General features: G+C 48.8%; 24 protein-coding genes. 7 read left to right on the top strand and 17 right to left on the bottom strand.

All coding sequences use genetic code 11. The annotated features are described in order from the left end of the window. The 5 genes from ACSHWX_RS14580 to ACSHWX_RS14560 form a co-directional block, all read right to left on the bottom strand. A partial coding sequence (locus tag ACSHWX_RS14580; RefSeq protein WP_435668958.1) for a hypothetical protein occupies positions 1–653 on the bottom strand: 653 nt, incomplete at its 3' end. 131 nt (positions 654–784) lie between these two features. Beyond that, on the bottom strand, positions 785–1,264 hold the full coding sequence (locus ACSHWX_RS14575) for a DoxX family protein (protein WP_435668957.1): 480 nt from the start codon (positions 1,262–1,264) through the stop codon (positions 785–787). 1 nt (position 1,265) lies between these two features. Further along, positions 1,266–2,051 carry an HvfC/BufC family peptide modification chaperone gene (locus ACSHWX_RS14570; protein ID WP_435668956.1) on the bottom strand — a complete coding sequence of 262 codons (786 nt, stop codon included), beginning with the start codon at positions 2,049–2,051 and terminating at the stop codon, positions 1,266–1,268. After that, positions 2,038–2,904, bottom strand: coding sequence for an MNIO family bufferin maturase (bufB, locus tag ACSHWX_RS14565; RefSeq protein WP_435668955.1), 867 nt, complete (start codon positions 2,902–2,904; stop codon positions 2,038–2,040). The genes ACSHWX_RS14570 and bufB overlap by 14 nt, the downstream gene beginning before the upstream one ends. A gap of 76 nt (positions 2,905–2,980) precedes the next feature. Next, on the bottom strand, positions 2,981–3,295 hold the full coding sequence (locus ACSHWX_RS14560) for a BufA1 family periplasmic bufferin-type metallophore (RefSeq protein WP_435668954.1): 315 nt from the start codon (positions 3,293–3,295) through the stop codon (positions 2,981–2,983). A 241-nt stretch (positions 3,296–3,536) separates the two neighbouring features. On the opposite strand from ACSHWX_RS14560, the gene mgtE reads away from it, so the two are divergent. The 3 genes from mgtE (at position 3,537) to ACSHWX_RS14545 (ending at position 6,791) form a co-directional block, all read left to right on the top strand. Beyond that, a complete protein-coding gene (gene mgtE, locus ACSHWX_RS14555; RefSeq protein ID WP_435668953.1) occupies positions 3,537–4,955 on the top strand; it encodes a magnesium transporter in 1,419 nt (472 codons plus the stop codon). 400 nt (positions 4,956–5,355) lie between these two features. Next, positions 5,356–5,784 (top strand): DUF1489 family protein, encoded by a 429-nt coding sequence (locus tag ACSHWX_RS14550; RefSeq protein WP_435668952.1) that lies wholly within the window; start codon positions 5,356–5,358, stop codon positions 5,782–5,784. A 104-nt stretch (positions 5,785–5,888) separates the two neighbouring features. Next, a complete protein-coding gene (locus ACSHWX_RS14545) occupies positions 5,889–6,791 on the top strand; it encodes a division plane positioning ATPase MipZ (protein ID WP_435668951.1) in 903 nt (300 codons plus the stop codon). A 10-nt stretch (positions 6,792–6,801) separates the two neighbouring features. Here ACSHWX_RS14545 and ACSHWX_RS14540 read toward each other — a convergent pair whose 3' ends face one another. Both ACSHWX_RS14540 and ACSHWX_RS14535 read right to left on the bottom strand, forming a co-directional pair. Then, positions 6,802–7,086, bottom strand: coding sequence for a hypothetical protein (locus ACSHWX_RS14540; protein ID WP_435668950.1), 285 nt, complete (start codon positions 7,084–7,086; stop codon positions 6,802–6,804). A 38-nt stretch (positions 7,087–7,124) separates the two neighbouring features. Beyond that, a complete protein-coding gene (locus tag ACSHWX_RS14535) occupies positions 7,125–8,780 on the bottom strand; it encodes a serine hydrolase (RefSeq protein ID WP_435668949.1) in 1,656 nt (551 codons plus the stop codon). A 293-nt stretch (positions 8,781–9,073) separates the two neighbouring features. On the opposite strand from ACSHWX_RS14535, the gene clpS reads away from it, so the two are divergent. Together clpS and clpA are read left to right on the top strand one after the other, a co-directional pair. Then, positions 9,074–9,427: an ATP-dependent Clp protease adapter ClpS gene (gene clpS, locus ACSHWX_RS14530; protein WP_435668948.1), complete on the top strand. Its 354-nt coding sequence runs from the start codon at positions 9,074–9,076 to the stop codon at positions 9,425–9,427. A gap of 9 nt (positions 9,428–9,436) precedes the next feature. After that, a complete protein-coding gene (gene clpA / locus ACSHWX_RS14525) occupies positions 9,437–11,833 on the top strand; it encodes an ATP-dependent Clp protease ATP-binding subunit ClpA (protein WP_435668947.1) in 2,397 nt (798 codons plus the stop codon). A 36-nt stretch (positions 11,834–11,869) separates the two neighbouring features. On the opposite strand, the gene ACSHWX_RS14520 is transcribed toward clpA, so the two are convergent. From ACSHWX_RS14520 to ACSHWX_RS14495, 6 genes are all read right to left on the bottom strand, one after another. Next, a complete protein-coding gene (locus ACSHWX_RS14520; protein WP_435668946.1) occupies positions 11,870–12,295 on the bottom strand; it encodes an HIT family protein in 426 nt (141 codons plus the stop codon). Positions 12,296–12,382: 87 nt separating this feature from the next. Further along, positions 12,383–13,546: a GNAT family N-acetyltransferase gene (locus ACSHWX_RS14515; RefSeq protein WP_435668945.1), complete on the bottom strand. Its 1,164-nt coding sequence runs from the start codon at positions 13,544–13,546 to the stop codon at positions 12,383–12,385. After that, entirely contained in the window at positions 13,543–14,298 is a 756-nt protein-coding gene (locus tag ACSHWX_RS14510) for a glycerophosphodiester phosphodiesterase family protein (RefSeq protein WP_435668944.1), read from the bottom strand. Before ACSHWX_RS14510 ends, ACSHWX_RS14515 begins: the two co-directional genes overlap by 4 nt. Beyond that, positions 14,298–14,759: a RidA family protein gene (locus ACSHWX_RS14505; protein ID WP_435668943.1), complete on the bottom strand. Its 462-nt coding sequence runs from the start codon at positions 14,757–14,759 to the stop codon at positions 14,298–14,300. Before ACSHWX_RS14505 ends, ACSHWX_RS14510 begins: the two co-directional genes overlap by 1 nt. 16 nt (positions 14,760–14,775) lie before the next feature. Beyond that, complete coding sequence (locus tag ACSHWX_RS14500; protein ID WP_435668942.1) at positions 14,776–16,080, bottom strand: DNA polymerase IV; 1,305 nt, start codon at positions 16,078–16,080, stop codon at positions 14,776–14,778. A gap of 19 nt (positions 16,081–16,099) precedes the next feature. Further along, positions 16,100–16,369: a DUF3572 family protein gene (locus ACSHWX_RS14495; protein ID WP_435668941.1), complete on the bottom strand. Its 270-nt coding sequence runs from the start codon at positions 16,367–16,369 to the stop codon at positions 16,100–16,102. A 97-nt stretch (positions 16,370–16,466) separates the two neighbouring features. Between ACSHWX_RS14495 and ACSHWX_RS14490 the strand changes: the two genes are divergently transcribed. Both ACSHWX_RS14490 and ACSHWX_RS14485 read left to right on the top strand, forming a co-directional pair. Then, positions 16,467–16,841 (top strand): response regulator, encoded by a 375-nt coding sequence (locus ACSHWX_RS14490; protein ID WP_435668960.1) that lies wholly within the window; start codon positions 16,467–16,469, stop codon positions 16,839–16,841. 24 nt (positions 16,842–16,865) lie between these two features. Further along, positions 16,866–18,236, top strand: a complete 1,371-nt coding sequence (locus ACSHWX_RS14485; protein WP_435668940.1) for a PleD family two-component system response regulator — start codon at positions 16,866–16,868, stop codon at positions 18,234–18,236. Here the strand turns inward: ACSHWX_RS14485 and ACSHWX_RS14480 are convergent. The 4 genes from ACSHWX_RS14480 to rnr form a co-directional block, all read right to left on the bottom strand. Further along, complete coding sequence (locus ACSHWX_RS14480) at positions 18,233–18,760, bottom strand: GNAT family N-acetyltransferase (protein WP_435668939.1); 528 nt, start codon at positions 18,758–18,760, stop codon at positions 18,233–18,235. The genes ACSHWX_RS14485 and ACSHWX_RS14480 overlap by 4 nt on opposite strands. 417 nt (positions 18,761–19,177) lie before the next feature. Next, on the bottom strand, positions 19,178–19,345 hold the full coding sequence (rpmG, locus tag ACSHWX_RS14475; RefSeq protein ID WP_435668938.1) for a 50S ribosomal protein L33: 168 nt from the start codon (positions 19,343–19,345) through the stop codon (positions 19,178–19,180). 126 nt (positions 19,346–19,471) lie between these two features. Continuing rightward, positions 19,472–19,885: a DUF983 domain-containing protein gene (locus tag ACSHWX_RS14470; RefSeq protein ID WP_435668959.1), complete on the bottom strand. Its 414-nt coding sequence runs from the start codon at positions 19,883–19,885 to the stop codon at positions 19,472–19,474. A gap of 18 nt (positions 19,886–19,903) precedes the next feature. Beyond that, positions 19,904–22,210 carry a ribonuclease R gene (rnr, locus tag ACSHWX_RS14465; protein ID WP_435668937.1) on the bottom strand — a complete coding sequence of 769 codons (2,307 nt, stop codon included), beginning with the start codon at positions 22,208–22,210 and terminating at the stop codon, positions 19,904–19,906. Between the last annotated feature and the right edge of the window lies 1 nt (position 22,211).

Raw genomic sequence — 22,211 nt, 5'->3', positions numbered from 1 at the left:
GCAGCCTTTGCAGCGGCTTCTTCGGCGGCAGCCTTTGCAGCGGCTTCTTCGGCGGCAGCCTTTGCAGCGGCTTCTTCAGCAGCAGCCTTTGCAGCGGCTTCTTCAGCAGCAGCTTTTGCGGCGGCTTCTTCAGCAGCAGCCTTTGCAGCGGCTTCTTCAGCAGCAGCCTTTGCGGCGGCTTCTTCAGCAGCAGCCTTTGCGGCGGCTTCTTCAGCAGCAGCTTTTGCAGCGGCTTCTTCAGCAGCAGCCTTCACAGCTGCTTCGTCTGCGGCGGCTTTCGCTTCAGCGGCTGCTTTTTCCGCAGCAAGTTTTGCGGCAGCTTCCTCAGCGGCAGCTTTCATTGCAGCTTCCTCAGCGGCCGCTTTCGCAGCGGCGTCAGCTTCTGCTGCTGCTTTGGCGACAGCCTCCTCGGCAGCTTGTGCCAATGCAGCGGCCCTTGCTTCTTCTTCAGCTGCTTCTTGAGCAGCTTCTTCAGCGGCAATTGCGGCAGCTTCTGCTTCGATTGCAGCCTTTTCAGCCGCTTCTTTTTCTGCTTGAAGCGCTGCTGAAGCAGCAATGCTTGCTTGTTCAGCTTTTTGATTGCTGTCGTAAATATAGTAACCGCCGCCAACGACGACGATGGTTGCGATGATTGCTATAACTGTTTTATTCATTGGTTTGCCCTGTTGGTTTCCCTGACACGAAATGCGCACAGAATTTACGTCTCGTCAAATCAGAGCATAGTTGGAGCACGTTTGGCACGATGAGGCCGCAAATTGTCGCGGCCACCACCGATTTTATTGCCTCATTTGATTTTAAGAACGCGCCTCACGCCTTCATCAATAGAAAACATGCCCGGTCCAACAATGATGATGCACAGCGCGGCAAGTGCCCAACTGCCGTGGATCATCCATGCCCCAGGATAGACAAGTTGAATAACAATGGTCATGCCCAAAAGTCCAAGCGCGGCAAATCTGGAGAATAACCCAGCGATGAGAAACACTGGCAGTATTACTTCACCAAGACCTGCGAAATAGGCGAGCAATTCTGGGGCCGGGAAGGGAATTTCAGCGCCGAATATGTGAAGTCTATATTCTTCAGTAAACAGATATTTTGCGGATGAGTTCACGCTAATCGGGAATTGTGACCACTTGGTCCAGCCTGAATTCCAGTAGGGTAGTCCTAAAAAGAAACGAACCCACAAAAGGGCAGCTGATGCGATTAACGCGCCTGGCATGCCGAACATGTGCAGTCTTTCAAACCGCCCGAAAATGGTAGCCAACATGTTATTTTCCCCCATTAGAGATTTTTATTTCGGCTATTGAGCCGGTTTGAATAAGGAGTGTGAAAAGGCCAGAAAAGTCGAAACTATCATCATTGTTCAAGCCAATCTCAGCCGACTCGCCGATGGTTTTACCCGATTTGAGCGCATTAATTGGCTCAATAAATTGGGCTGGCAACAAATGAACAAGAACATCAATTTCTGGGCGCACGATTATTGCTGCTTGAGATTGGGTTGGGTCCACATCGTCCAATGGCTGCATGTTGGATGCGGCATCCCAAATGCTGAACACTGGGAAATTAGAAGCAACAATTGCAAATGAGGGTAAGAACTCGATGGTTGCTTCACCCAACTGGTCTTGCGGTAATACGGCTAGTTTTTCAGGGGTGATCGGGTAAGTGTCTGCGCTATGATAGGCGAGGCGCCAAGCGCGTTCCAATCGTGCGATATCTGGCAAGAACGGAATTTGTTGTGCCGGGGGGTATTCAAGCAAAAACTCAGCAAAACCTTTTCCGAAAAGAATCATAAGTTGCGAGTCTGGCGGTACTTCGCTCAGATAGGTATGACCGATGGCGTTGAAAAACTCTTCGCCGACCAGGTTTTTGCAAGCCGGATATGCGGCTGCCAACGCCTCAAGATAACTAACGATGACGTTGTTCTTGTAAACGCTAAAGCGTTTTGGTGCGGCAATACCGTCAGGGTTTACAATGCCGGCGGGAAGGGGGGCTTCAGCGTTAAAAAGGCTCGAAGCGAATTCTGTTTGGGAAAAAGAGGTGTTATTCTGCTGCATGGGTTTTGGCCCCTGACTTCGCCATCAATGATTTCGCATCTAACGCCTCTTGATAAAGCGTAGGCCAATCGGGAACATCGTTATCCCACTCAATGAGCGTTGTTTTTTCGCCTGTTTTGGCGATAACGTGCTGATATAAGGTCCACACATCGGGTGCGACTTTGCGATCATGCGCATCGATCAACAAACGTTTGCCTTCATCGTCCAGATCTTCTGCGTGTCCGGCAAGGTGGATTTCGCCAACCGCATGGGTTGGGAAGGCGTCAAGATATTCGAATGCATCCATGTTTTGGTTGTTCGCAGAAATATAGACATTGTTGACGTCTAGAATCAGCCCGCAACCTGTGCGGCTTTGCATTTGGGTGATGAAATCGATCTCGCTCATCTGGGTTTCGCTGAAAGCAACATATGTCGATGGGTTCTCGACAAGAATTTGCCGACCAAGGGTTGTTTGTACCTGATCCACATGCTCCACCACCCGATCAAGCGTTTGCGCTGTATAGGGAATGGGCAGGAGGTCGTTCAAAAATAATAGGTTTTTGGCTTCGTCGTGACTTGACCACGCCAGATGCTCTGAAACGAGCGCAGGCTGATAGCGATCAACCACGTCTTTAAGTCGATGAAGATGGGTTTGGTCTAGATTGCCCATTGTCCCAAGAGACAGGCCGACACCATGAACGCTGAGTTGGTAGTTTTCGCGCAATGCACCAAGCATTCTGTGCGGGGCACCGCCATCGCCCATATAATTTTCGGCATGGACTTCAAAAAAGCCCAAATCCGGTTGGCCTTGCATGATATCTTTGAAATGTTCTGGTTTAAAACCGACACCAACGCCGAAATATTTATCCATCATCAATCGACCCTCAAAGATAATTTTGGGGGATGTTTGGGCAACAAATGTCGCCCAAACATCGAATTAGGTATTAAGCTTAGACCATGTCACGCTTAATTTCAGACAAAGAACCTTCGCGATCGCCAGGAAGGACTTTTGCCCAGAAATCTGTGTTTTCGCAAAGGCCAGCTGGAACAAGTGTCCATGCATTGCCTTGGTAGTCAACTTTTGATGTGCCGGCACATGTTGTACCTGGGCCAGCTGCACAATCGTTTTTACCTGCAACTGAAACACCGAAACATTTTTCCATTGCGCCTTCAGCGTGAGCTGGGGCAACTGAAGAAGCTGTTGAGATTGCTGCAGCCATTGCAGATGCTACGAGTAGGCTTGTTGCTGTTTTTGACTTAGACATTTGATCCTCCGAGGGATTTAGGTTTTCCGAATTAAGTTCGGCAGCTCGTTGGCTGCAGAACTGTTTTGCATCAAAAGTTTCAGGAATTGAAATAACGACTGCTCAATTCGCTGTGAGCGAAGCGTGAGATAGATGAATAAGCTGTTTTAGGGCGATACTCGGCATTCTAGCCTAGCCAGCGATAACCGAATTAGTTACACCCTGTGTAAACGCGGTGATTATTCCTTTTGCGGAGGCGACTATGGCTCATAATAGTGGACAGACAGCACAATTGGACACTGAGCGTCTGGATATACCGCAGTTCCGAGACGAAATTGGCCAAATCAGCAGTGATTGGGTCGATCAGATTGTTGATCTGATCGCAATTGAAGATGCTGAAGAAGTCAAAGTCTTTATGGAGCCTCTCCATGCTTCGGACGTCGGGGATGTTCTTGAGGTCTTGTCATCGTCTGATCGGCTAGGCTTGATCATGCTTTTGGGCGAAGCATTTGATTATTCTGCACTTACCGAAGTTGAAGATGCTATTCGTCTTGAACTTATGCATATTTTGCCCAACGCAGAAATTGCCAAGGGTGTGCATGAGCTGGACAGTGATGATGCAGTCTATATCCTTGAGGATATTGAAGGCGCTGATCAGGCCGACATTCTTTCTAAATTGCCGACCTTTGAGCGCTTGGCGCTGCGCCGTAGTCTTGATTTCCCGGATGACACTGCTGGTCGGCGGATGCAGACCGAGTTCATTGCCATTCCGCCATTTTGGACGATTGGCCAGACAATCGATTATATGCGGGATTCAACGGATCTGCCTGACGATTTTTATCAAATTTATGTAGTGGACCCGTCCTATAACTTGTTGGGCACGCTCGCTTTGGACCGCATGTTGCGCGCTAAACGTCCTGAAACCATCGAAGCTATAATGAATAACAGCGTTATTAATGTCGCAGCTGAAGAGGACCAGGAAGAGGCAGCACACCTGTTCGAACGATATGATTTGGTTGAACTGGCCGTTGTGGACGAATCTCGTCGCATGGTTGGCGTGCTGACGATTGATGACATTGTTGATGTGATCCAAGAAGAGGCTGGTGAAGACATCAAGCGCTTGGCCGGTGTTGGCGACGAGGAAGTTTCAGACAATGTGTGGGACGCGCTTAGAAGCCGGGTGACGTGGTTGATGGTCAATTTGGTCACCGCGGTGTTGGCGTCAATGGTGATTGGCATGTTTGATGCGACGATTTCTCAAATGGTGGCGTTGGCGGTGTTGATGCCGATTGTAGCATCCATGGGCGGCAATGCCGGCACCCAAGCGATGACGGTCACCGTTCGTGCGCTTTCGACCAAACAATTGGATCGCTTTAATATTCGCAGGCTTATTACTCGTGAAATTCTAGTTGGCGCGCTGAACGGGGGCATATTCGCGGTTATTATCGGAATTGTTGCAACGGTTTGGTTTGGCAACTTCTTGCTTGGCGGCGTAATTGCCGTGGCGATGGTGGTGAACATGTTTGCCGCTGGTGTTTCTGGAATTCTTATTCCGCTCGCCTTGGATAGGGTCAATATTGACCCAGCGATTGCTTCAACCGCGTTTGTAACAACGGTTACGGATGTTGTTGGTTTCTTTGCGTTTTTGTCGCTTGCTGCGTTGGCATTTGGTTTGTTTTAATCCAGCGTTCTAACTTTAGTTATGCACATATATCCACAAACTGACGCTATGGGTTGCCAAGTCCAATCTTTTTAATTATCTGTTAATGTTCTTGTTGCGCTTTTGAGCGAAGCGAGAGGGGTGAAACAGATTAAAGGAGACTGCATGCGTAGCCAATCAAAGGCGGTGTGCTGGCGGGCAGCAAGTTGGACATTCATTTGTCTGCTGTCAGTCGGACTACTTGTATCAGTCATAGTCGGCGCTTAGCCTATTAAGATTAAGTGACACGATAGTTATAGATGGGGCGCGATCAGATTTGATCAGCGCCCCTTTCTTTTGGTAAGGCACTCAAGTTCTTTGTTATGGGAACAGAGTTTTCTTGTTCGCAGTTGTTTCAAAAATCGGGTGTAAATTTGAAATTATGATTCATCTCATCAAATTGTCAGTTGGTACGACATCTATCCAAAGTTTAGCGGCTTATCGTGCGGGCGTTTTGGCCAGCGGCGTAGGTCGCCCAGATGGCCATGCTTGGCATCGAACGCGCATGATGCCCAAACGACGCGATGAATTGATTGCGGGTGGTTCAATTTATTGGGTGTTCGCAGGCAAAATCCAATGTCGGCAAGTGATCGTTGATTTGGAAGCGGGGACGGACGGCGAAGGACGAGGATTTTGCGATATTGTAATCGACCAAACCCTTATTCCAACCGCGCCGCAGCCTAAACGTCCATTTCAAGGATGGCGCTATTTAAAGCCCGAAGATGCGCCCAATGATTTGGTTGTTTCCACAGACGGGGAAAGTCCTCCAGCGGAGATGGCGCAAGAGTTGGCAGCGTTAGGATTAATTTAACGCGTTTACCTCATCTATTAAGTTAGATTTCATTAACTTAAAAATCTGTCTTGTTGTCGGCGTAAGGAATAGACAATACTGCGTTGGGAACCGAGGGAATGTTAATGGCTGAACGGTCTGGTGCGCATTTAATTGTGTTGGGCAATGAAAAGGGTGGGTCTGGTAAAACGACAACAGCGTTTCATCTTGCTATCCAACTGCTCTACCAAGGCTACAATGTTGCGACCATCGATACGGACAGTCGCCAACAAACATTCACCCACTATGTAAAGAACCGCCGCAATTGGGCGCGCAAGCATGGCGTTCGCATTCCGCATACAACTCATTATCATCTGCCGATTGCAAAATCGGACAGCCAATCAGAACGAAATAGGATTGAATTCACCCTATTTCGCCAAGCTGTTGGTGAAGTTGAGAAACATGCTGATTTTCTTATTGTGGACACGCCGGGGTTTGATACGCACCTGACAAGGCTTAGTCACGCGTTGGCCGACACGTTGGTGACACCGGTAAACGATAGTTTGATCGATCTTGACGTGTTGGCGGATATTGATCCGGTGACATTGGAAATTCGCTCAATCAACCATTATGCCCGTTTGGTGCAGCAATCGCGTAAGGAGCGTTTGGCTTTGGATGGTAAAACGATTGATTGGGTGATCGTGCGCAACCGGATTGCATCTTTATCCTCACGTAACATGCGAAATGTTCAATCAGCGATTGGCCGTATTTCTGATCGTTTGGGTTGTCGCATGGCGGACGGCATTGCGGAACGTGTCGCCTTTAGATCGCTGTTTTCGTCAGGCCTAACCGTATTTGATCCGGCAAGCGATGACGTATTGGCTGGAGGCGGGGTTTCCCAAATTAGCGCAAGACAGGAATATCGTCGATTGGTCGATATTTTGAACTTACCTGTTCGTGAGCGTATTGAAGAGCGGCGCGCCAGACGCGAAGAATGGCGGGCACGGGTTCGAGAAAATGCAGCGTTTGAACATGTTGCTGCCAACTAACCCAAACGGGTTAGTTTTTGTTTTGATCACCGAACTCTATCAATACGGCGCGTGAACCGTTGGCATTAAAAACATCAAGCTCGATATGTGTACGGTCTTGCAAAACACGTCGCGTGCGTGATGAAAGCGCCATCACAGAATTGAGCATTTCAGCTACAGTTTTGCCCTGGCTACGCTCCGCGACATTTTTCGCTATACGCAACAGCGCAGATTTACGAACACTCTCATCTTTTGACGCGAGTTCTGATTTGGGCTCAAAATTAGCCAACTCTTTTAGATGGTCCAAGTTTTGCATTGAGTTACTCCGATACACTTACTCATGCGTTGAATTATCTAGCTCGGTAGGGCCAAGCAGCTGATGTTCTTTTCCTTCAGGGCGTCACAGGCCAATGTCGCTTCAGCACTGTTGGTGAAGCCGACGAAACGCGCACGGTAAAACTCTTGACCGTTGCGGGAAACGCTTTGCACTGATGGCCGATAGTCGTTTAAAATTGCGAGCTGCCCGTTGGCTTTTGTCAAAAGCATGTCTGCTTTTTTCTGATTTTTCGCCGCGCCGACTTGTACAACCCAAATTGCGGGGGTGTTTTCAAGCGCCGAAGTGCGAACGATGCTGCTCGTTGTTAGTGGGTCGCCAATATCACTTGGAGGTATTAGACCTTTTGGTGGCACAGGCGCAGAACCAGTTGAGGGCTTATTGCGATTGATCAAGTTACCCAAGAGATTGAGTGGCTGAAATCCACTTGCTTGGTCTAGGGGTTGGCGTTGAGGCAACAACTGAGCAGGTTCTGCTTGTGCGTTAACAGCGATTACACCCAATGGCTTCGCGCCAGTTCCCGCCAATAAGTCGATTGGGCGCTTTGGCGGCATAGGGGCAATGAGCGCTGGCTCAATTGAAGCAACGACAATCTCTTGTTGTTTTACAGGCTCAATTGGTTCTGGAACGAGCTGAGGAGGCGCAGGTGTAACTGGTATAGGCACTTCAGCTAAAACGATAGGTGCTGGAACTGATGGTGTTTTACCGCCACCAAGGTGCCTTGGACGTGGAGGGGGCGTGCCTTTTAACGCGACGGCGACAGCAATAACAGATGCACGCGAGTTGGACCCTCGGGGCTTTGCAATAGCTGCTTGTTTCCAATAGCTGCCTTTGCGCGCTTTTGGCAGGTATTTTTTGACCAACGACGCCACTTTGGCATTGCGTGAGGCGCTTTTGTTAAAGCCAAAGCCTACAACGATGATGTGACGATTTCCGGCGCGTGCAGATGTAAGCAGATTAAAGCCAGCTGCGCGGATATATCCGGTTTTGAACCCATCGACGCCTTTTACGCTTCCCAAAAGTCTATTGTGGTTGGCATAGGTTTTGCCGCGATAGCGGAATGAGCGGGTTTTGAAATATTTGAAATATTCGGGGAAGTGTTGGAAAACAGCCATCCCCAGCCGTGCTTGATCGCGCACGGTGGTAACTTGTTTGCTGTTTGGCAGTCCAGATGCGTTCTTATATGTGGTGCGCGACATACCAAGCGCGCGGGCGGTTTTCGTCATGCGGATAGCGAATTTGCCTTCGGTGCCTGAAATGTTTTCAGCGATAACGCGCGCCACATCGTTTGCGGACTTCGTCACCAGCGCCTTAATCGCGTCGGAAACGGCAATTGTGCTGCCCGCTTTCAAATACAGTTTTGTAGGCTCTGCACCAGAAGCATATTTGGATACTTTTAATCTAGAATTCAGTTTTAGGCGCCCGGCCGCTAGTTCTTCAAAAAGAACATAAAGCGTCATCACCTTTGCAACTGACGCTGGGTAGCGTTTTGCATCGGCTCCAGAGGAATATAATGTCTTGCCTGTTTTGGCGTCGACAACAATTCCAGCATATTTACGTAAACTAGCCGCGTCTGCAGTGCTCGGCATAAAAAATGACGCAAGCACAATACTCAAAGACGCAACAAAAAGCGTCACGAAACGGCGATGCCCGTTCAACTCAGAGAGGATGTCCACCCTGTACTCCAAAACAAATCGGGCCAATACGCAGGCCCGTACTCTACACACACGTTCTGCTTAACGTTAATTAACGATGGAAGCAGAAAACTCTACACATTGAATAAATATCGAAGTGTTCTTACGAATGCGTAAAATTGTTTTGGAATTTTTTGAAAAACTAAATCGGCATCAAATTGGCAGGTAGCGAACTTGTGATGACAAAATTCGACCCAAAGGGTCTTAACATTGGCCTTAATTTGCTTACATAATGAAATCTAGATTCACTAACAAAGAACGACACTGATTTGACCATGATCGATATGACTAAAATTGAGCAATCTTCAGACGATCAGAATGACGACGATTCTGATGATGGTATTGGAATTGCGACCAAGACGCGGGCAAAGACCAAAAAACCAGCGCTGTACCGTGTTTTGTTGTTGAACGATGATTATACGCCAATGGAGTTTGTGATTGCTGTTTTGCAGCAAGTCTTCAATAAAAATCAAGATGAAGCTGTTTCGATCACAATGCATGTCCATAACCATGGCGTGGGGGAGTGCGGTATCTTTCCGTACGAAGTGGCAGAAACAAAAGTAACACAGGTCATGGACGCGGCCAAAAAGAACCAGCACCCGTTACAGTGCATTATGGAAAAACAGTAGGAACCAGCTATGCCCTCATTCTCACGTGGATTAGAAAAGGCGTTGCACAATGCCATGAACTTGGCTCGTGAACACGCCCATGAAATGGCCACGCTTGAACATTTGCTACTTGCTTTGACCGAAGACGATGATGCAATCGCCGTTTTGGATGCCTGTGAAGTTGATCGAGAAGCACTTCGTCAGGATTTGGAAGAGTTCATTCAAGATGAATTGTCCAGTCTTGTTGTTGATGGCGATGTCGAATCGACGCCAACAGCCGCATTCCAGCGGGTGATCCAACGCGCCGTTATTCATGTTCAATCGTCTGGGCGGGATGAAGTCACCGGGGCAAATGTGCTTGTAGCGATTTTTGCTGAGCGGGAAAGCCACGCGGCTTATTTCCTAGAGCAGCAAGATATGACGCGTCTTGATGCGGTAAATTACATTTCTCACGGGATTTCCAAATCTGGTGTTACGGAAACGCGGCCACTAAACGGCGCTCAAGAAGAGGGCGAAACGCCAGATAGCGCTGGCAAGTCTCCGTTAGACGAGTTTTGCGTTAATCTGAACGCCAAAGCCGAAGCTGGTAAAATCGATCCGCTGATCGGGCGAGCATCTGAATTGAAACGCACAATTCAAGTGCTATGCCGTCGTTCAAAAAACAACCCACTTTATGTGGGCGATCCGGGTGTTGGCAAAACGGCAATCGCCGAAGGTTTGGCCAAGCGTATTATTGAAGATGATGTGCCTGAGGTTTTAAAACCTGCTGTTATCTATTCGCTTGATATGGGTTCGCTATTGGCGGGAACGCGATATCGTGGCGATTTTGAAGAGCGTTTGAAATCAGTTGTTAAAGCGCTTGAAAAAGAGCCAGATAGCATTTTGTTTATTGATGAAATCCACACTGTAATTGGTGCAGGTGCGACGTCGGGCGGGGCACTTGATGCGTCGAACCTTTTGAAACCTGCCCTTGCTTCAGGCGAAATTCGTTGTATTGGGTCAACAACTTACAAAGAATACCGTCAGTTCTTTGAAAAAGATCGTGCGCTTGTGCGTCGCTTCCAAAAAATTGATGTGGCCGAGCCGAGTGTGCCGGACGCGATTGACATCATGAAGGGGCTTAAACCCTATTATGAGAAATATCATGATGTGGAATATACCAACGACGCGATAAAATCTGCCGTTGAGCTATCCGCACGTTACATCAATGATCGCAAGCTTCCAGATAAGGCGATTGATGTTGTTGACGAGTCGGGTGCGGCGCAACGACTGTTGCCCGAAAAAGACCGCAAAAAGATCATTGGTGTGGAAGAAATTGAAGCAACCATTGCAACGATGGCCCGCATTCCTCCCAAATCGGTTTCAAAATCAGATACTGAACTATTGTCTGGTCTAGAAGATAACCTCAAGCGTGTGGTTTTTGGCCAGGATGCGGCGATTGGTGCGCTGTCCTCAGCGATCAAACTTGCTCGTGCCGGGTTGCGGGAGCCTGAAAAGCCAATTGGCTCTTACTTGTTCACCGGCCCAACTGGTGTTGGTAAAACTGAAGTTGCCAAGCAGTTGGCGGACACTTTGGGTGTTGAACTGCTGCGTTTTGATATGTCCGAATATATGGAACGGCACACCGTATCGCGTTTGATTGGTGCGCCCCCGGGATATGTCGGATTTGATCAAGGTGGATTGTTAACCGATGGTGTGGATCAAAATCCGCATTGCGTGGTGCTGCTTGATGAAATTGAAAAAGCGCATCCTGACCTGTTCAATATTTTGTTGCAGGTTATGGATCACGGCAAGCTAACAGATCACAATGGCAAGGAAATCATGTTCCGCAACGTCATTTTGATCATGACATCCAATGCAGGGGCCGCAGACATGGCGCGTGCGCCGGTTGGCTTTACGAACAATCGACGTACTGGGGATGATGAGGAGGCGTTAAAAACGATCTTTACCCCAGAATTCCGCAACCGTTTAGATGCGATCATTTCGTTTGGGGCATTGCCGGGTAAAGTTGTTTCGCAGGTTGTTCAGAAGTTCGTAATTCAGCTTGAAGCCCAATTAGGTGAGCGTGATGTGTTGATCGAGCTGACACCTGCTGCGAACAAGTGGATTGCAACACGCGGCTATGACGAGCAAATGGGAGCGCGACCTTTGGGACGTGTTATCCAAGAGCACATCAAAAAGCCGCTGGCTGATGAATTGCTGTTCGGCAAGCTGCAGAACGGTGGCACCGTAAAAGTGGATGTGAAGCGTGGAGCAGATGAGCTCGTGCTTAAATTCTTGCCGCCAAGACCTGCAAAGCCAAAAGCGATCACTGGCCCAGAAAAGCGCAAGGCAATCACAAAAACGGCCACTAAAAAAGCACCCTCAAAAAGTGCGAGGGTGCCTTCAACGCCGCGAAAATCGAGAAAGAGTTCTGAAAAGAGCTAGGAATAATGGGCCGGTCAATTGACCGGCCTTTCTTTTTTATATTGCCGCTTTTATTAGCGCTGCCGTTTCAGCCAGTTCTTCATTCATTGTTGCATTGGTCACGTGTTTGTTGTTTTGCTTTCCCGCATAACAAGGGATAATGTGGAAGTGCAGGTGATAAACCGTTTGTCCGGCAACTTCTTCGCTTGATTGGCGCAGCAAAATGCCATCGGCGTGCATTGTCTTTTTGACCGCGACCGCAATCTTTTGAACGCGCTTTATCAATTCCGCTAGATCGGCAGGATCTACGTCGATCAAGTTGCGAGCTCCGGCTTTGGGAATTACCAAAACATGCCCTTTGCTTTCAGGCATGATGTCCATGATTGAAATACAGATTTCGTCCTCATAGACGTTGTGGCTTGGAATATCGCCTGAAATGATTTTCGTAAATATGTTGTTGGGATCGTATCTGCCGGTCATCAATAACTGCTCGCTGAACTAGGGTGAATTCAAATCTTTGGGTCGAATTCTAGGGGTGCAGATATCATATCAGTTTGTCAATTGGTCAAATCAATCGCTGCGCTGTTTAAACGGCGTGTAGTCTGAAAGCTCAGCTTGGTCCAACGCCACATGCTCGCGCTCATTGACCAGATAGTCCTCAATCGCTTCTCTAAAGGTTGGGTGGGCGATGTAGTGGGCTGAATAGGTCGTCACCGGCTCATAACCTCGCGCCAGTTTGTGGCCACCTTGTGCCCCGGCCTCGACCCGTAACAATTTACGTTCAATCGCGAAATCGATCGCTTGGTAGTAACAAAGCTCAAAATGCAAAAACGGCACGTTTTGATTGCAGCCCCAATAGCGGCCAAACAATGTATCTTTGCCAATGAAATTGAGTGCGCCAGCGATTGGTGTCTCACCGTCCATAGCGAACATCAGCAATATCTGATCGGCCATCGTTTCGCCAATCATTGAGAAGAATGTGCGGTTTAGATAGGGTGTGCCCCATTTGCGGGCGCCGGTATCTTGATAAAACTCGAAAAAATGATCCCAGTCGTGCTCGGTTATTTCTGCGCCCGTTTTCCAAACGATCTTGAGCCCGTTATTTTGCAACGCGGCGCTGCGTTCTTTACGGATCGCTTTGCGCTTTCTTGATGTTAGGTCAGCTAGAAAATCGTCGAATGTTGAATAGTCGCGGTTGGTCCAGTGGAACTGTTGGTCGTTGCGCTCTAGCCAGCCTTTGGCTTTGAAAATGTTGAGTTCTTCAAGCGACAAAAACGTTGCGTGGGCAGAGGAACACCCCAATTGAATCGTTGCGGATGCAGCTGCATCGGGCAGGGCTGTGACAATATTTTCGTCCACACCGTCCCTGATCAGCAATTTGGGCGCAGAGGCGGGCGTAAAGGGGATCGAAATTTGCAGCTTTGGATAATAGTTGCCGCCGGCACGCGCATAGGCATCCGCCCAAGCGTGGTCGAATACATATTCGCCTTGGGAGTGCGATTTGATATAGGCAGGCATGATGGCAGAAATGTTCTGAGCTTCGTCAATCAAACCAATATGTTGCGGATGCCAGCCGGTGAGGGAGCTTGCACTTCCCGAGCGCTCTAATGCGTCAAAAAATGCATATTGAACGAAAGGGTTCTGATCACCAGCGCAGGCTTGCCAATCCGCTTCGCCAATTTCGGCGGCAGAGCCGAAAGTTTTGGCAATAATGGCATTGTCTTGTTCAGTCACATTGGCCTTTTTTGTAGTTCTTTGACGGCATCTGCTTCGAAAACTATTTGGTCAGCACCTAAGCGCGCCAGTTCGACTTCAGCCTTGGACTTTATCGTCCACGTCATGGTCTTTTTCCCCATTGCCCTAAAGAAACGAACCATCGGCAATTTCAGATCAATTACTTTGCAGGATATGAACTCAAAACGTGTCCACGGATAGTGCATCAAATGACGTGATACAATTGCTGCGAGCCAAGTTACCGGATTATAATCCTTCTCCTTGACGACGATGCCTAACGGCCAAGTGGCACCCAGTCTTCGCATTTGATAGAGAATGCCTGCATCAAAACTCTTGAAAACCAATGCGCCTTTGTAACCTTGCGCCGTCTTGATAACAGCTTTCGCAATCATTGGATTGCGCTTTCCTTGTGATTTTAGTTCCACAATCAGCGGCGCGTTTCCGTCCACGAGTGTGAGCAATTCTGAAAAATGCATGGTGCGATCTGCAGTCCCGCCAAGCGGAATGCGCGACAATTGATCGAAACTAAGTGCCGTGAGCTTCCCTTTTTGCGCCGTCAAGCGATCCAACACATAGTCATGAAAAACCACCGGTTGATCATCGCCCGTGAGCTGAATGTCACATTCAATTCCAAAACCAGCTTCAATTGCTGCCACAAAAGCAGATTTGCTGTTCTCGATTACGCCCTGCTCAACATCGTGAAGTCCACGATGGGCAATAGGTTGGGCAAACGCGGCTTCTAACGCATTCATTAGTTGAAAACTTCTACGATGGCTTCGATTTCAACGACCGCGCCTAATGGTAAAGAGGGAACGCCAACCGCGGCCCGTGCGTGCTTGCCTTTGTCGCCAAACACTTCGCCAATCAGATCAGAGGCCCCGTTGGCCACGAGATGATGTTCGAAAAAGTCATCCGTTGACGCAACAAAAATGCTCAGTTTGATGAATTGTTTGATATCGCCCAGGTCAACATTGGCGCTGGACTTGATTTGGCCCAGAATGTTGAGTGCGCAAAGTTGGGCTGCCTTTTGGGCTTCTTCAACGCCGACATTGTCCCCAAGCTGTCCTTTTCTCAACCCATCACTATCTAAGGGCAATTGCCCTGATATGTGAAGTAAGTTCCCCGTTCGTTGAACAGGCACATAGCTGGCTAGCGGTGCGATTGGTGCTGGTAATTGAAATCCCAGCTCGGCAAGTTTTTTTTCTGGAGACATTGAGTGCGCCTAATATCTAATCTGGTTTCTGAGAATCACTATCTTCATTACGTACATCTTTTTTGGCGCTCATCAACTTGCCTCGTAAAACGGCCTTTTTACCAAATCGATCACGAACTTTATCCATCGCCCGTTCTGCGGCAGCTTTGCGCGCAATTTTGGGATCGATCAAATCTACGGGATCATTTGTCGGCGCCTTGCAAAGACCCGAAACACCGATGCCAATCAAGCGAAAACTTGTCATACCGACTTCTTTTTCCAGCATTGACTGGCCGGTTTCATAAATGGTGTGGGCGAACTGAGTAGGTGAGAGCAATTGCCGCCGCCTGGTACGTGTCGTAAAGCCTGCGGTTTTTAGCTTTATGGTGATCGTGTCGCCTGCCAAGTCTTTAGTTTTTAGTCGGGCGGATACTTCTTCTGCTAGTCGAAGCATCACTTTAGAAAGTTCGTCAAAATCATTTATATCTTTGAAGAAAGTGGTTTCGTTGGAAACGGATTTGACGCCTTTTGATCTTTTGACAATGCGCTTATCTTGCCCTCGCGCCAAATAGTATAGTCGCCCGCCAATTTCGCCATAGCGTCCGGCCAAATCTTTGAGTTCCATTTCTTGCAATTGACCAATCCGGGTGATGCCATCGCGTTCCAACCGTTCTCCGAATTTTTTGCCAATGCCGTAAATAATGGTGACAGGCTTATCGGCGAGGAATGTGGTGGTTTCTTCTTCACCGATCAGGGCCATGCCGCGTGGCTTATCAAGGTCAGATGCAATTTTGGCTAAAAATTTATTGTGGGATAAACCGATCGAAATGGTGACCCCAACATTTTTCTCAACTTCCCGGGCGAGCCGAGCAAGGCTCTGTGCCGGTGAGCCATGATGTAGTTTTTCGGTGCCTGTAAGGTCTAAGAATGCCTCGTCGATGCTCAGCGGCTCTACAGAAGGGGTGAGTTTATCGAATTCTTCGCGGATAAGTTTGCTGGCTTTTACATATTCGGCCATGCGCGGGCGTACAAATACGGCTTGTGGACAGAGACGTTTTGCTTGAAATGCGGGCATTGCAGACCGCACACCGCTCATGCGGGCAATGTAGCAACATGTTGAAACTACGCCGCGTTGACCACCGCCAACAATTACGGGCTTGTCGCGCAGTTCAGGGTTATCGCGCTTTTCCACAGAAGCATAAAAAGAATCGCAGTCCACATGCGCAATGGTGAGTTTGGCAAGCTCAGGGTGAGTGATGGTGCGTCGAGACATGCACGAGGGGCAGCGTGAGAAGTTTTTCTCAATCTGTTGGTGCCCACATTCCTTGCAAAGCGACGCCATCAGGCCTTAGCCATCACTGTTATCCACCTGGATTGAGTTTGTAATAAGCGCGCATAAACTGCTCGCTCGATATTTGTGCATTTGCACATACCGCCAGCATTGCTGGTTCATTGTGGGCGAAAAAATCGAACAGACCGGTTTTGATCTGATCATCCACGCCTAGCCTAATTTCATCAGCCGAGATACCGGTTTCGGCCATAAACTGGCCCAGAAGGTCGGGCTCACTGACGAGGTGGCTTAGGCAGGCATTGGCGATTTCGTCCACAAAGCTTTCAGAAACAAGGCTCATCTATTTGGGTCCTATTACGTCTTTCGTAAGATATTTGATGTTAAATCAAATTCATCTCAAATTCGAGAAGTCATGTGAACAATTCAACCGGGGAACTATGTCAAAAACGGTGATGATCGTTGAAGATAACGAGCTGAACATGAAGCTGTTCAACGATTTGTTGGAATCACGTGGCTATCGCACGATACAAACACGGAATGGTCTTGATGCGCTAGATATAGCCAAAGAGCACCATCCAGATTTGATCTTAATGGATATCCAACTGCCCGAGGTTTCTGGGTTGGTGGTAACCAAGTGGATTAAAGAAAATGATGAGCTGGCCCATATTCCGGTAATCGCGGTAACTGCGTTTGCCATGAAGGGTGACGAAGAACGAATTCTTGAAGGTGGATGCGAAGGCTATATTTCGAAGCCGATTTCGCTGCCGCATTTCTTAGAAACGATTGAAAATTTTATTGGGCCGGGTAAGTAAGCCGGCTGGGGGTGGGGCGTAATCATGACGGCACGAGTTCTGGTTGTTGATGATATTCCAACAAATGTAAAACTGCTTTCTGCTCGGCTTACGGCTGAGTATTTTGATGTGTTGGAAGCCAGCAATGGCGCCGACGCTATTGAGATTTGTAAGCGCGGTGAATGCGATCTGGTTCTTCTGGACGTTATGATGCCGGAGATGGATGGGTTTGAGACTTGCCAACGGCTTAAGACGGATCCAAAAACGCAACATATCCCAATTGTCATGGTGACCGCGCTGGATCAACCTTCGGACAAGGTTCGGGGCTTGGAAGCTGGTGCTGACGATTTCTTGACCAAGCCAGTAGATGATGTGCAGCTTATGGCACGGGTCAAAAGCTTGGCTCGCCTTAAAAGTCTAACGGATGAATTGCGCGCACGCGCGATTACAGGCCAAGCCATCGCTATTGAAGATATTATCGACATGACCGCAGGTGTGAATGCGGAAGGCGGCAAAATTCTGCTGGTTGATTCTGATGCTCATAATGCGCGACGGTTAATGGAAACACTGGATCAAGAGCACGACGTCACTCATTTAACGACACCAGAGGATGTTGCTTTTCGGCTGGCGGAATCGGATTTTGAACTTGTTATCGTCAGTATGGCGCTTGAGGGCATTGATCCGCTGCGGGTTTGCTCGCAAATTCGAACCTTGGAGCATTCAAAAAACCTCCCTATTATTCTGGTGGCCGACATTCCCGACAAGCCAAAAGTAGTGCGCGGTTTGGAGCTTGGGGTGAACGACTTCATTTTGCGTCCCGTTGAACGCAACGAACTTGCGGCGCGGGTTCGCACGCAAGTGCGGCGTTATCGCTATTCATCGGAATTGCGCAAAAGTCTTTCGAGCACTGTTGCTATGGCTGTTATTGATGGCCTTACCGGTCTTTATAATCGTCGGTATTTTGACCGCCATATGTGCGTTCAAATGGATAAAGCCCGCGAAGGCAACAAAAGCCTTGGCTTGATGATGTTAGACATCGACTTCTTCAAATCAGTCAATGATACCCACGGCCATGCCGCCGGAGATGAAGTTCTTAGAGAATTTTCAAGTCGCCTGCAGCGCAACATTCGTGGGGTGGATTTAGCTTGCCGTTATGGCGGCGAAGAATTTGTGGTGATGATGCCCGGCGCTGATTTGCACCGCGCAAAGAACATTGCTGAGCGTATTCGCAATGCGATTGCAAGTGAGCCGTTTGATACCGGTATTACGGTGCCGTTGGATATAACGGTGAGCGTTGGTATTTCAATCAATGAGCTACCTGACGACACACCGGACCAAATGCTGAAACGTGCCGACATTGCGCTTTACCGTGCAAAGCGGGAAGGCCGCAATCGCATCGTTTACGATGCCGCCTAAACTTCTTGCTTGTCTGGAAATTGAAATATGTCGCGCGACTGTCCGTCTGGAAACAGCTCTCGCGCGATTTTTTTACCACCAAGTGACAAAGTAAGTGCGCGGGCGGCAACATTCTTATCGTCCATGTGCGTTTCAACTAAATCCCAGCCCAGTTGCTCGTAGCCGAATTGAATCGTGGCTAATGATGCTTCCTTCGCAAATCCCTGCTTACGAGCTTCCGGCAAAATCCACCAGGTTAGCTCTCGTCTTGGCCAACCTTGGGGAGCTGCAAGTCCGCATGCTCCGATAACTTCATTGGTGTCACGACGCACAATCGTCCACAGACCAAATCCACGAAGAACCCAATGACCGATGTTCTTAGCAAGTGCGCTCCACGCGCCAATTTCGCTTAAGGGGCCTCCGTAGAAGTGGGATGCCTCTGCGTCGCTGTAAAACTCTATGTAGGCATGCATGTCCGACTCTTGCGGACACCTAAGGATCAAGCGCTCGGTCTGTAATGTAGGAACATTCTCTAGAGGGGACATTTGGCTGACTTCTTGAAGAGTTGTGGGCTGGGATGGGGCACTAGAATCGCGCTTAAGAAGGCTAAACCGATAAAGCTTTATCTATCAAGGTTACCCCTTAGCGTTAACAGGCAACCTTAACGAGACGTGTTAAGGTTAAGTGTTTAACATAGCTGATGAAATTGGGCTGTGATTGGTCGTAATTGGTTGGAAAACTCAATGCTTGAGTGTAGGTAAAATGCAAGCGGTTCGATTAAGAACCCGCAAATTCCTACGGAGTTTTCTCAGGTCCGCCGCAACTTCCTGGGTCCGTAGGTCGGGCAAGTTCAACCTAGCGTTAGAGTGGCCTCTTCTAGCTGGGTTGAACTGCCCACTAAAAAACCCCGCCTTTCGGCGGGGTTTAATTTTTTCCCATCAATCAGATTTCAAAAAGAAACCTTACTTGATTTTGGATTCTTTGAATTCTACGTGCTTACGTACAACAGGATCATACTTTTTCAGTGTGAGCTTTTCTGTCAATGTGCGCGAATTCTTTTTGGCTACATAAAAGTAACCTGTGTCAGCTGTTGAAACCAGCTTGATCTTAACGGTGTTTGACTTAGCCATGCCTGCAATCCCAAATAAAAGGCCACGCGAGTTGTCGCGCGGCACAAAATCGATATCGGGCGCAAACTAGGCATTTAGCGCTAAATGTCAAGCGCCCGAAGAATGTTTTTACGAATGGTCAGCCCACTACATATCTGTTTCTGGACTAAAGTTTGGATCAAACCCATGAAGGTAGTTCGCCCATTGCAAACCAACGATCATTCCTTTGATCGGGCGCAACAAACCAAGCGACAAAATCAACATGGTTGGAATGGACCAATAAAGGTGGATCATCGGCTCAATTTCGTAACTCGTTTCAAGGTGAAAGATTAACCCCACTACAATGTGCCCGACGATGGCCATAGTGATGTATGGGGGCGCATCGTCTGCCCGATGGTGGTGTAGCGCCTCTTTGCAGTTTGAACAGCTATCTTGGATCTTTAGGTAGCCTTGAAACAAATGGCCTTTGCCGCATTTTGGGCAACGGCCGATGATGCCGCGCTTCATGGCACCCCAAACGTCACGTTTGGGTTTTGCAACAGTGTCTAACTCAATACTCATTTGGCTCACTCGCGTTCCCTATCTCTTGTGTCGCCGACCGCCGACATGCTTTTTGTAGGTCGGGCGACGTGACGAGCGGCCACCTGGTGGTTTTACACGCTCTCCACTTGAGAGCATTTCAAACCGCAAGGAACCCGCCAATGGTTCAGCTTCCACTAGCCGTACTTCAACTTGATCACCAATCCGAAAACGCTCTCCTGTGCGTTCGCCGATCAGCGCCTGTTGGCCTTCATCATGGATGAAGTAGTCCGTGCCAAGGGTGCTTGCGGGTATAAAACCATCTGCGCCCGATTTATCCAATCGGACAAATAGTCCCCCCCCAATAACACCGGCAATTCGACCGGGGAATTGAGCGCCAATATGGTCTGCTAGATAGTATGCAAGCAGGCGATCTGTGGTTTCACGTTCCGCTGACATTGCCCGTCGCTCAGTCATCGATATCTGTTGTCCAATGGCGGCTAGCTTGTTGTCTGTATCAACTGGCAAGCCGTCATCACCCAAATTAAGGGCACGAATTAGGGCGCGGTGGACGATCAAATCGGCGTAACGGCGAATCGGTGAGGTGAAATGCGCATACCGTCTTAAATTCAGACCAAAGTGCCCGTAATTTTCGTTGGTGTATTCAGCTTGGGCTTGAGAACGTAGAATCATCTCGTTGACGAGGTGCGGATTATCGCTTTCCTCAGCTTGAGCCAAAATGCGATTGAACTGCTCGGGCTTCACCGTATCACCGGGGGTGAAGTTCAAGTCCATCGAAGACAGACCTTCCTTAAGGCCAATCAGTTTTTGTTGTGATGGCGCATCATGGACCCGATAGAGAAGGGGTACTTTGTGTTTTTCAAGCGTTTCTGCAGCACACACGTTTGATTGTATCATCATCTCTTCGATTAACCGGTGTGCGGTTAGTCGATCTGGGATGTGGACATCTTCCACCAGACCCTGATCGTTGAGCTTAATCCGACGCTCTGGCAGGTCGAGCGCAAGCGGACCACGGCGCTTTTGCGCTTTTTCCATCGCATCGAACGCTTCAAACAACGGTTTGATGATTGGTTCGAGCAACGGTGCGGTTTTATCATCAGGATGACCGTCAATCGCAGTTTGTGCTTGTTGGTAACTTAGTTTGGCTGCCGAACGAATGAGTGTGCGATGGAAGCTATGGCTAATTTTTTCGCCCGTAGCGTCAAACACCATCCGCAATCCCATGGCGGCGCGATTTTCCAACTCAATTAGCGAGCAAAGATTGTTTGAAATCTTCTCCGGGAGCATCGGCACGACACGATCCGGGAAATAGACGGAGTTACCACGCAAAAGGGCCTCACGCTCCATTTCTGAGCCAGGACGTACATAGTGAGCAACATCTGCGATAGCCACATAGACGACGAAGCCGCCTTCATTGGCTGCATCTTCGTCACGATGGGCATAAACAGCATCATCATGATCTTTTGCCGTCGCCGGATCGATAGTGACGAATGGCATTTCACGCCAGTCTTCACGACCGGACAAATCAGCCGGTTTTGCTGCTTCAGATTCTGCAATCACTGCATTTGAGAATTTATGCGGGATTTCCAAATTGTGTAGTGCAATCAAGCTAACCGCTTTTTCACTTAGCGGGTTGCCAATTACATTGGTGACTTTGGCCTTTGGCACCATAGCGCGGCCGGAAACAGATTGTTCGACTTCAACAAGATCACCATCCTGGGCGCCATTGAGGTCGCCAGCATGGATTTGCATCTCACGACCCTTGCGCTCAACAGGGATCAGACGCGCGCCTTTTTCGATAAGGCGGATAACGCCAATCAGCGATTTTCGCGGCGCATCCAAAACCTTCATCGGTTTGGCGATGTAAGCTGGGCCTTCAGTATCTTCGTTCTTTGAAATTCGCGCTAGAACACGATCGCCGGGGCCGGGCACGGCCTTAGCGTCTTTGCCACCAACAATCAGCACTGCAGGGCGTTCGCCATCGTCATCATTCCACTTAGCGGGGTACCCGATCATGTGTTCAGGATCAGCGGCGCTTGGAATTTCGATTACTGTGACTGATGGCAATTCGGCAGTGCGTTTGTAAGCTTTGCGTGACCGATTGATCACGCCGTCTTCTTCCATTTCGCGCAACAGCGCCTTTAGAATAATCCGATCTTCGCCGCGAATGCCAAAGGCTTTTGCAAGATCTCGCTTACTCGCCTTGTTCGGGTTGAGGTCAAGATACTCAACTACCTGATCGCGCGTGGGCATTTGCCCGTCACGGTTTTGTTTCGAACGGGTTTTGTGACTGTGTCGTTGATCCGGGGCTTTGGCTAGGCGACCCTTATCGTCATTACGGGCCATT

Origin of the sequence: Maritalea sp. (assembly GCF_051251695.1) — a bacterium.
GTDB lineage: Bacteria > Pseudomonadota > Alphaproteobacteria > Rhizobiales > Devosiaceae > Maritalea.
This window is presented reverse-complemented; position numbering and strand designations above follow the sequence as displayed.

Bases quoted from the DNA above. Each gene is read 5' to 3' on its own strand.
- ACSHWX_RS14505 (WP_435668943.1), bottom strand. From the start codon at position 14,759: ATGTCTCCAGAAAAAAAACTTGCCGAGCTGGGATTTCAATTACCAGCA.
- clpS (WP_435668948.1), top strand. From the start codon at position 9,074: ATGATCGATATGACTAAAATTGAGCAATCTTCAGACGATCAGAATGAC.
- ACSHWX_RS14575 (WP_435668957.1), bottom strand. From the start codon at position 1,264: ATGTTGGCTACCATTTTCGGGCGGTTTGAAAGACTGCACATGTTCGGC.
- ACSHWX_RS14470 (WP_435668959.1), bottom strand. From the start codon at position 19,885: ATGAGTATTGAGTTAGACACTGTTGCAAAACCCAAACGTGACGTTTGG.
- bufB (WP_435668955.1), bottom strand. From the start codon at position 2,904: ATGATGGATAAATATTTCGGCGTTGGTGTCGGTTTTAAACCAGAACAT.
- clpA (WP_435668947.1), top strand. From the start codon at position 9,437: ATGCCCTCATTCTCACGTGGATTAGAAAAGGCGTTGCACAATGCCATG.
- ACSHWX_RS14545 (WP_435668951.1), top strand. From the start codon at position 5,889: ATGGCTGAACGGTCTGGTGCGCATTTAATTGTGTTGGGCAATGAAAAG.
- ACSHWX_RS14510 (WP_435668944.1), bottom strand. From the start codon at position 14,298: ATGAATGCGTTAGAAGCCGCGTTTGCCCAACCTATTGCCCATCGTGGA.
- rpmG (WP_435668938.1), bottom strand. From the start codon at position 19,345: ATGGCTAAGTCAAACACCGTTAAGATCAAGCTGGTTTCAACAGCTGAC.
- rnr (WP_435668937.1), bottom strand. From the start codon at position 22,210: ATGGCCCGTAATGACGATAAGGGTCGCCTAGCCAAAGCCCCGGATCAA.
- ACSHWX_RS14485 (WP_435668940.1), top strand. From the start codon at position 16,866: ATGACGGCACGAGTTCTGGTTGTTGATGATATTCCAACAAATGTAAAA.
- ACSHWX_RS14495 (WP_435668941.1), bottom strand. From the start codon at position 16,369: ATGAGCCTTGTTTCTGAAAGCTTTGTGGACGAAATCGCCAATGCCTGC.
- mgtE (WP_435668953.1), top strand. From the start codon at position 3,537: ATGGCTCATAATAGTGGACAGACAGCACAATTGGACACTGAGCGTCTG.
- ACSHWX_RS14480 (WP_435668939.1), bottom strand. From the start codon at position 18,760: ATGTCCCCTCTAGAGAATGTTCCTACATTACAGACCGAGCGCTTGATC.
- ACSHWX_RS14570 (WP_435668956.1), bottom strand. From the start codon at position 2,051: ATGCAGCAGAATAACACCTCTTTTTCCCAAACAGAATTCGCTTCGAGC.
- ACSHWX_RS14550 (WP_435668952.1), top strand. From the start codon at position 5,356: ATGATTCATCTCATCAAATTGTCAGTTGGTACGACATCTATCCAAAGT.
- ACSHWX_RS14490 (WP_435668960.1), top strand. From the start codon at position 16,467: ATGTCAAAAACGGTGATGATCGTTGAAGATAACGAGCTGAACATGAAG.
- ACSHWX_RS14560 (WP_435668954.1), bottom strand. From the start codon at position 3,295: ATGTCTAAGTCAAAAACAGCAACAAGCCTACTCGTAGCATCTGCAATG.
- ACSHWX_RS14500 (WP_435668942.1), bottom strand. From the start codon at position 16,080: ATGGCGTCGCTTTGCAAGGAATGTGGGCACCAACAGATTGAGAAAAAC.
- ACSHWX_RS14540 (WP_435668950.1), bottom strand. From the start codon at position 7,086: ATGCAAAACTTGGACCATCTAAAAGAGTTGGCTAATTTTGAGCCCAAA.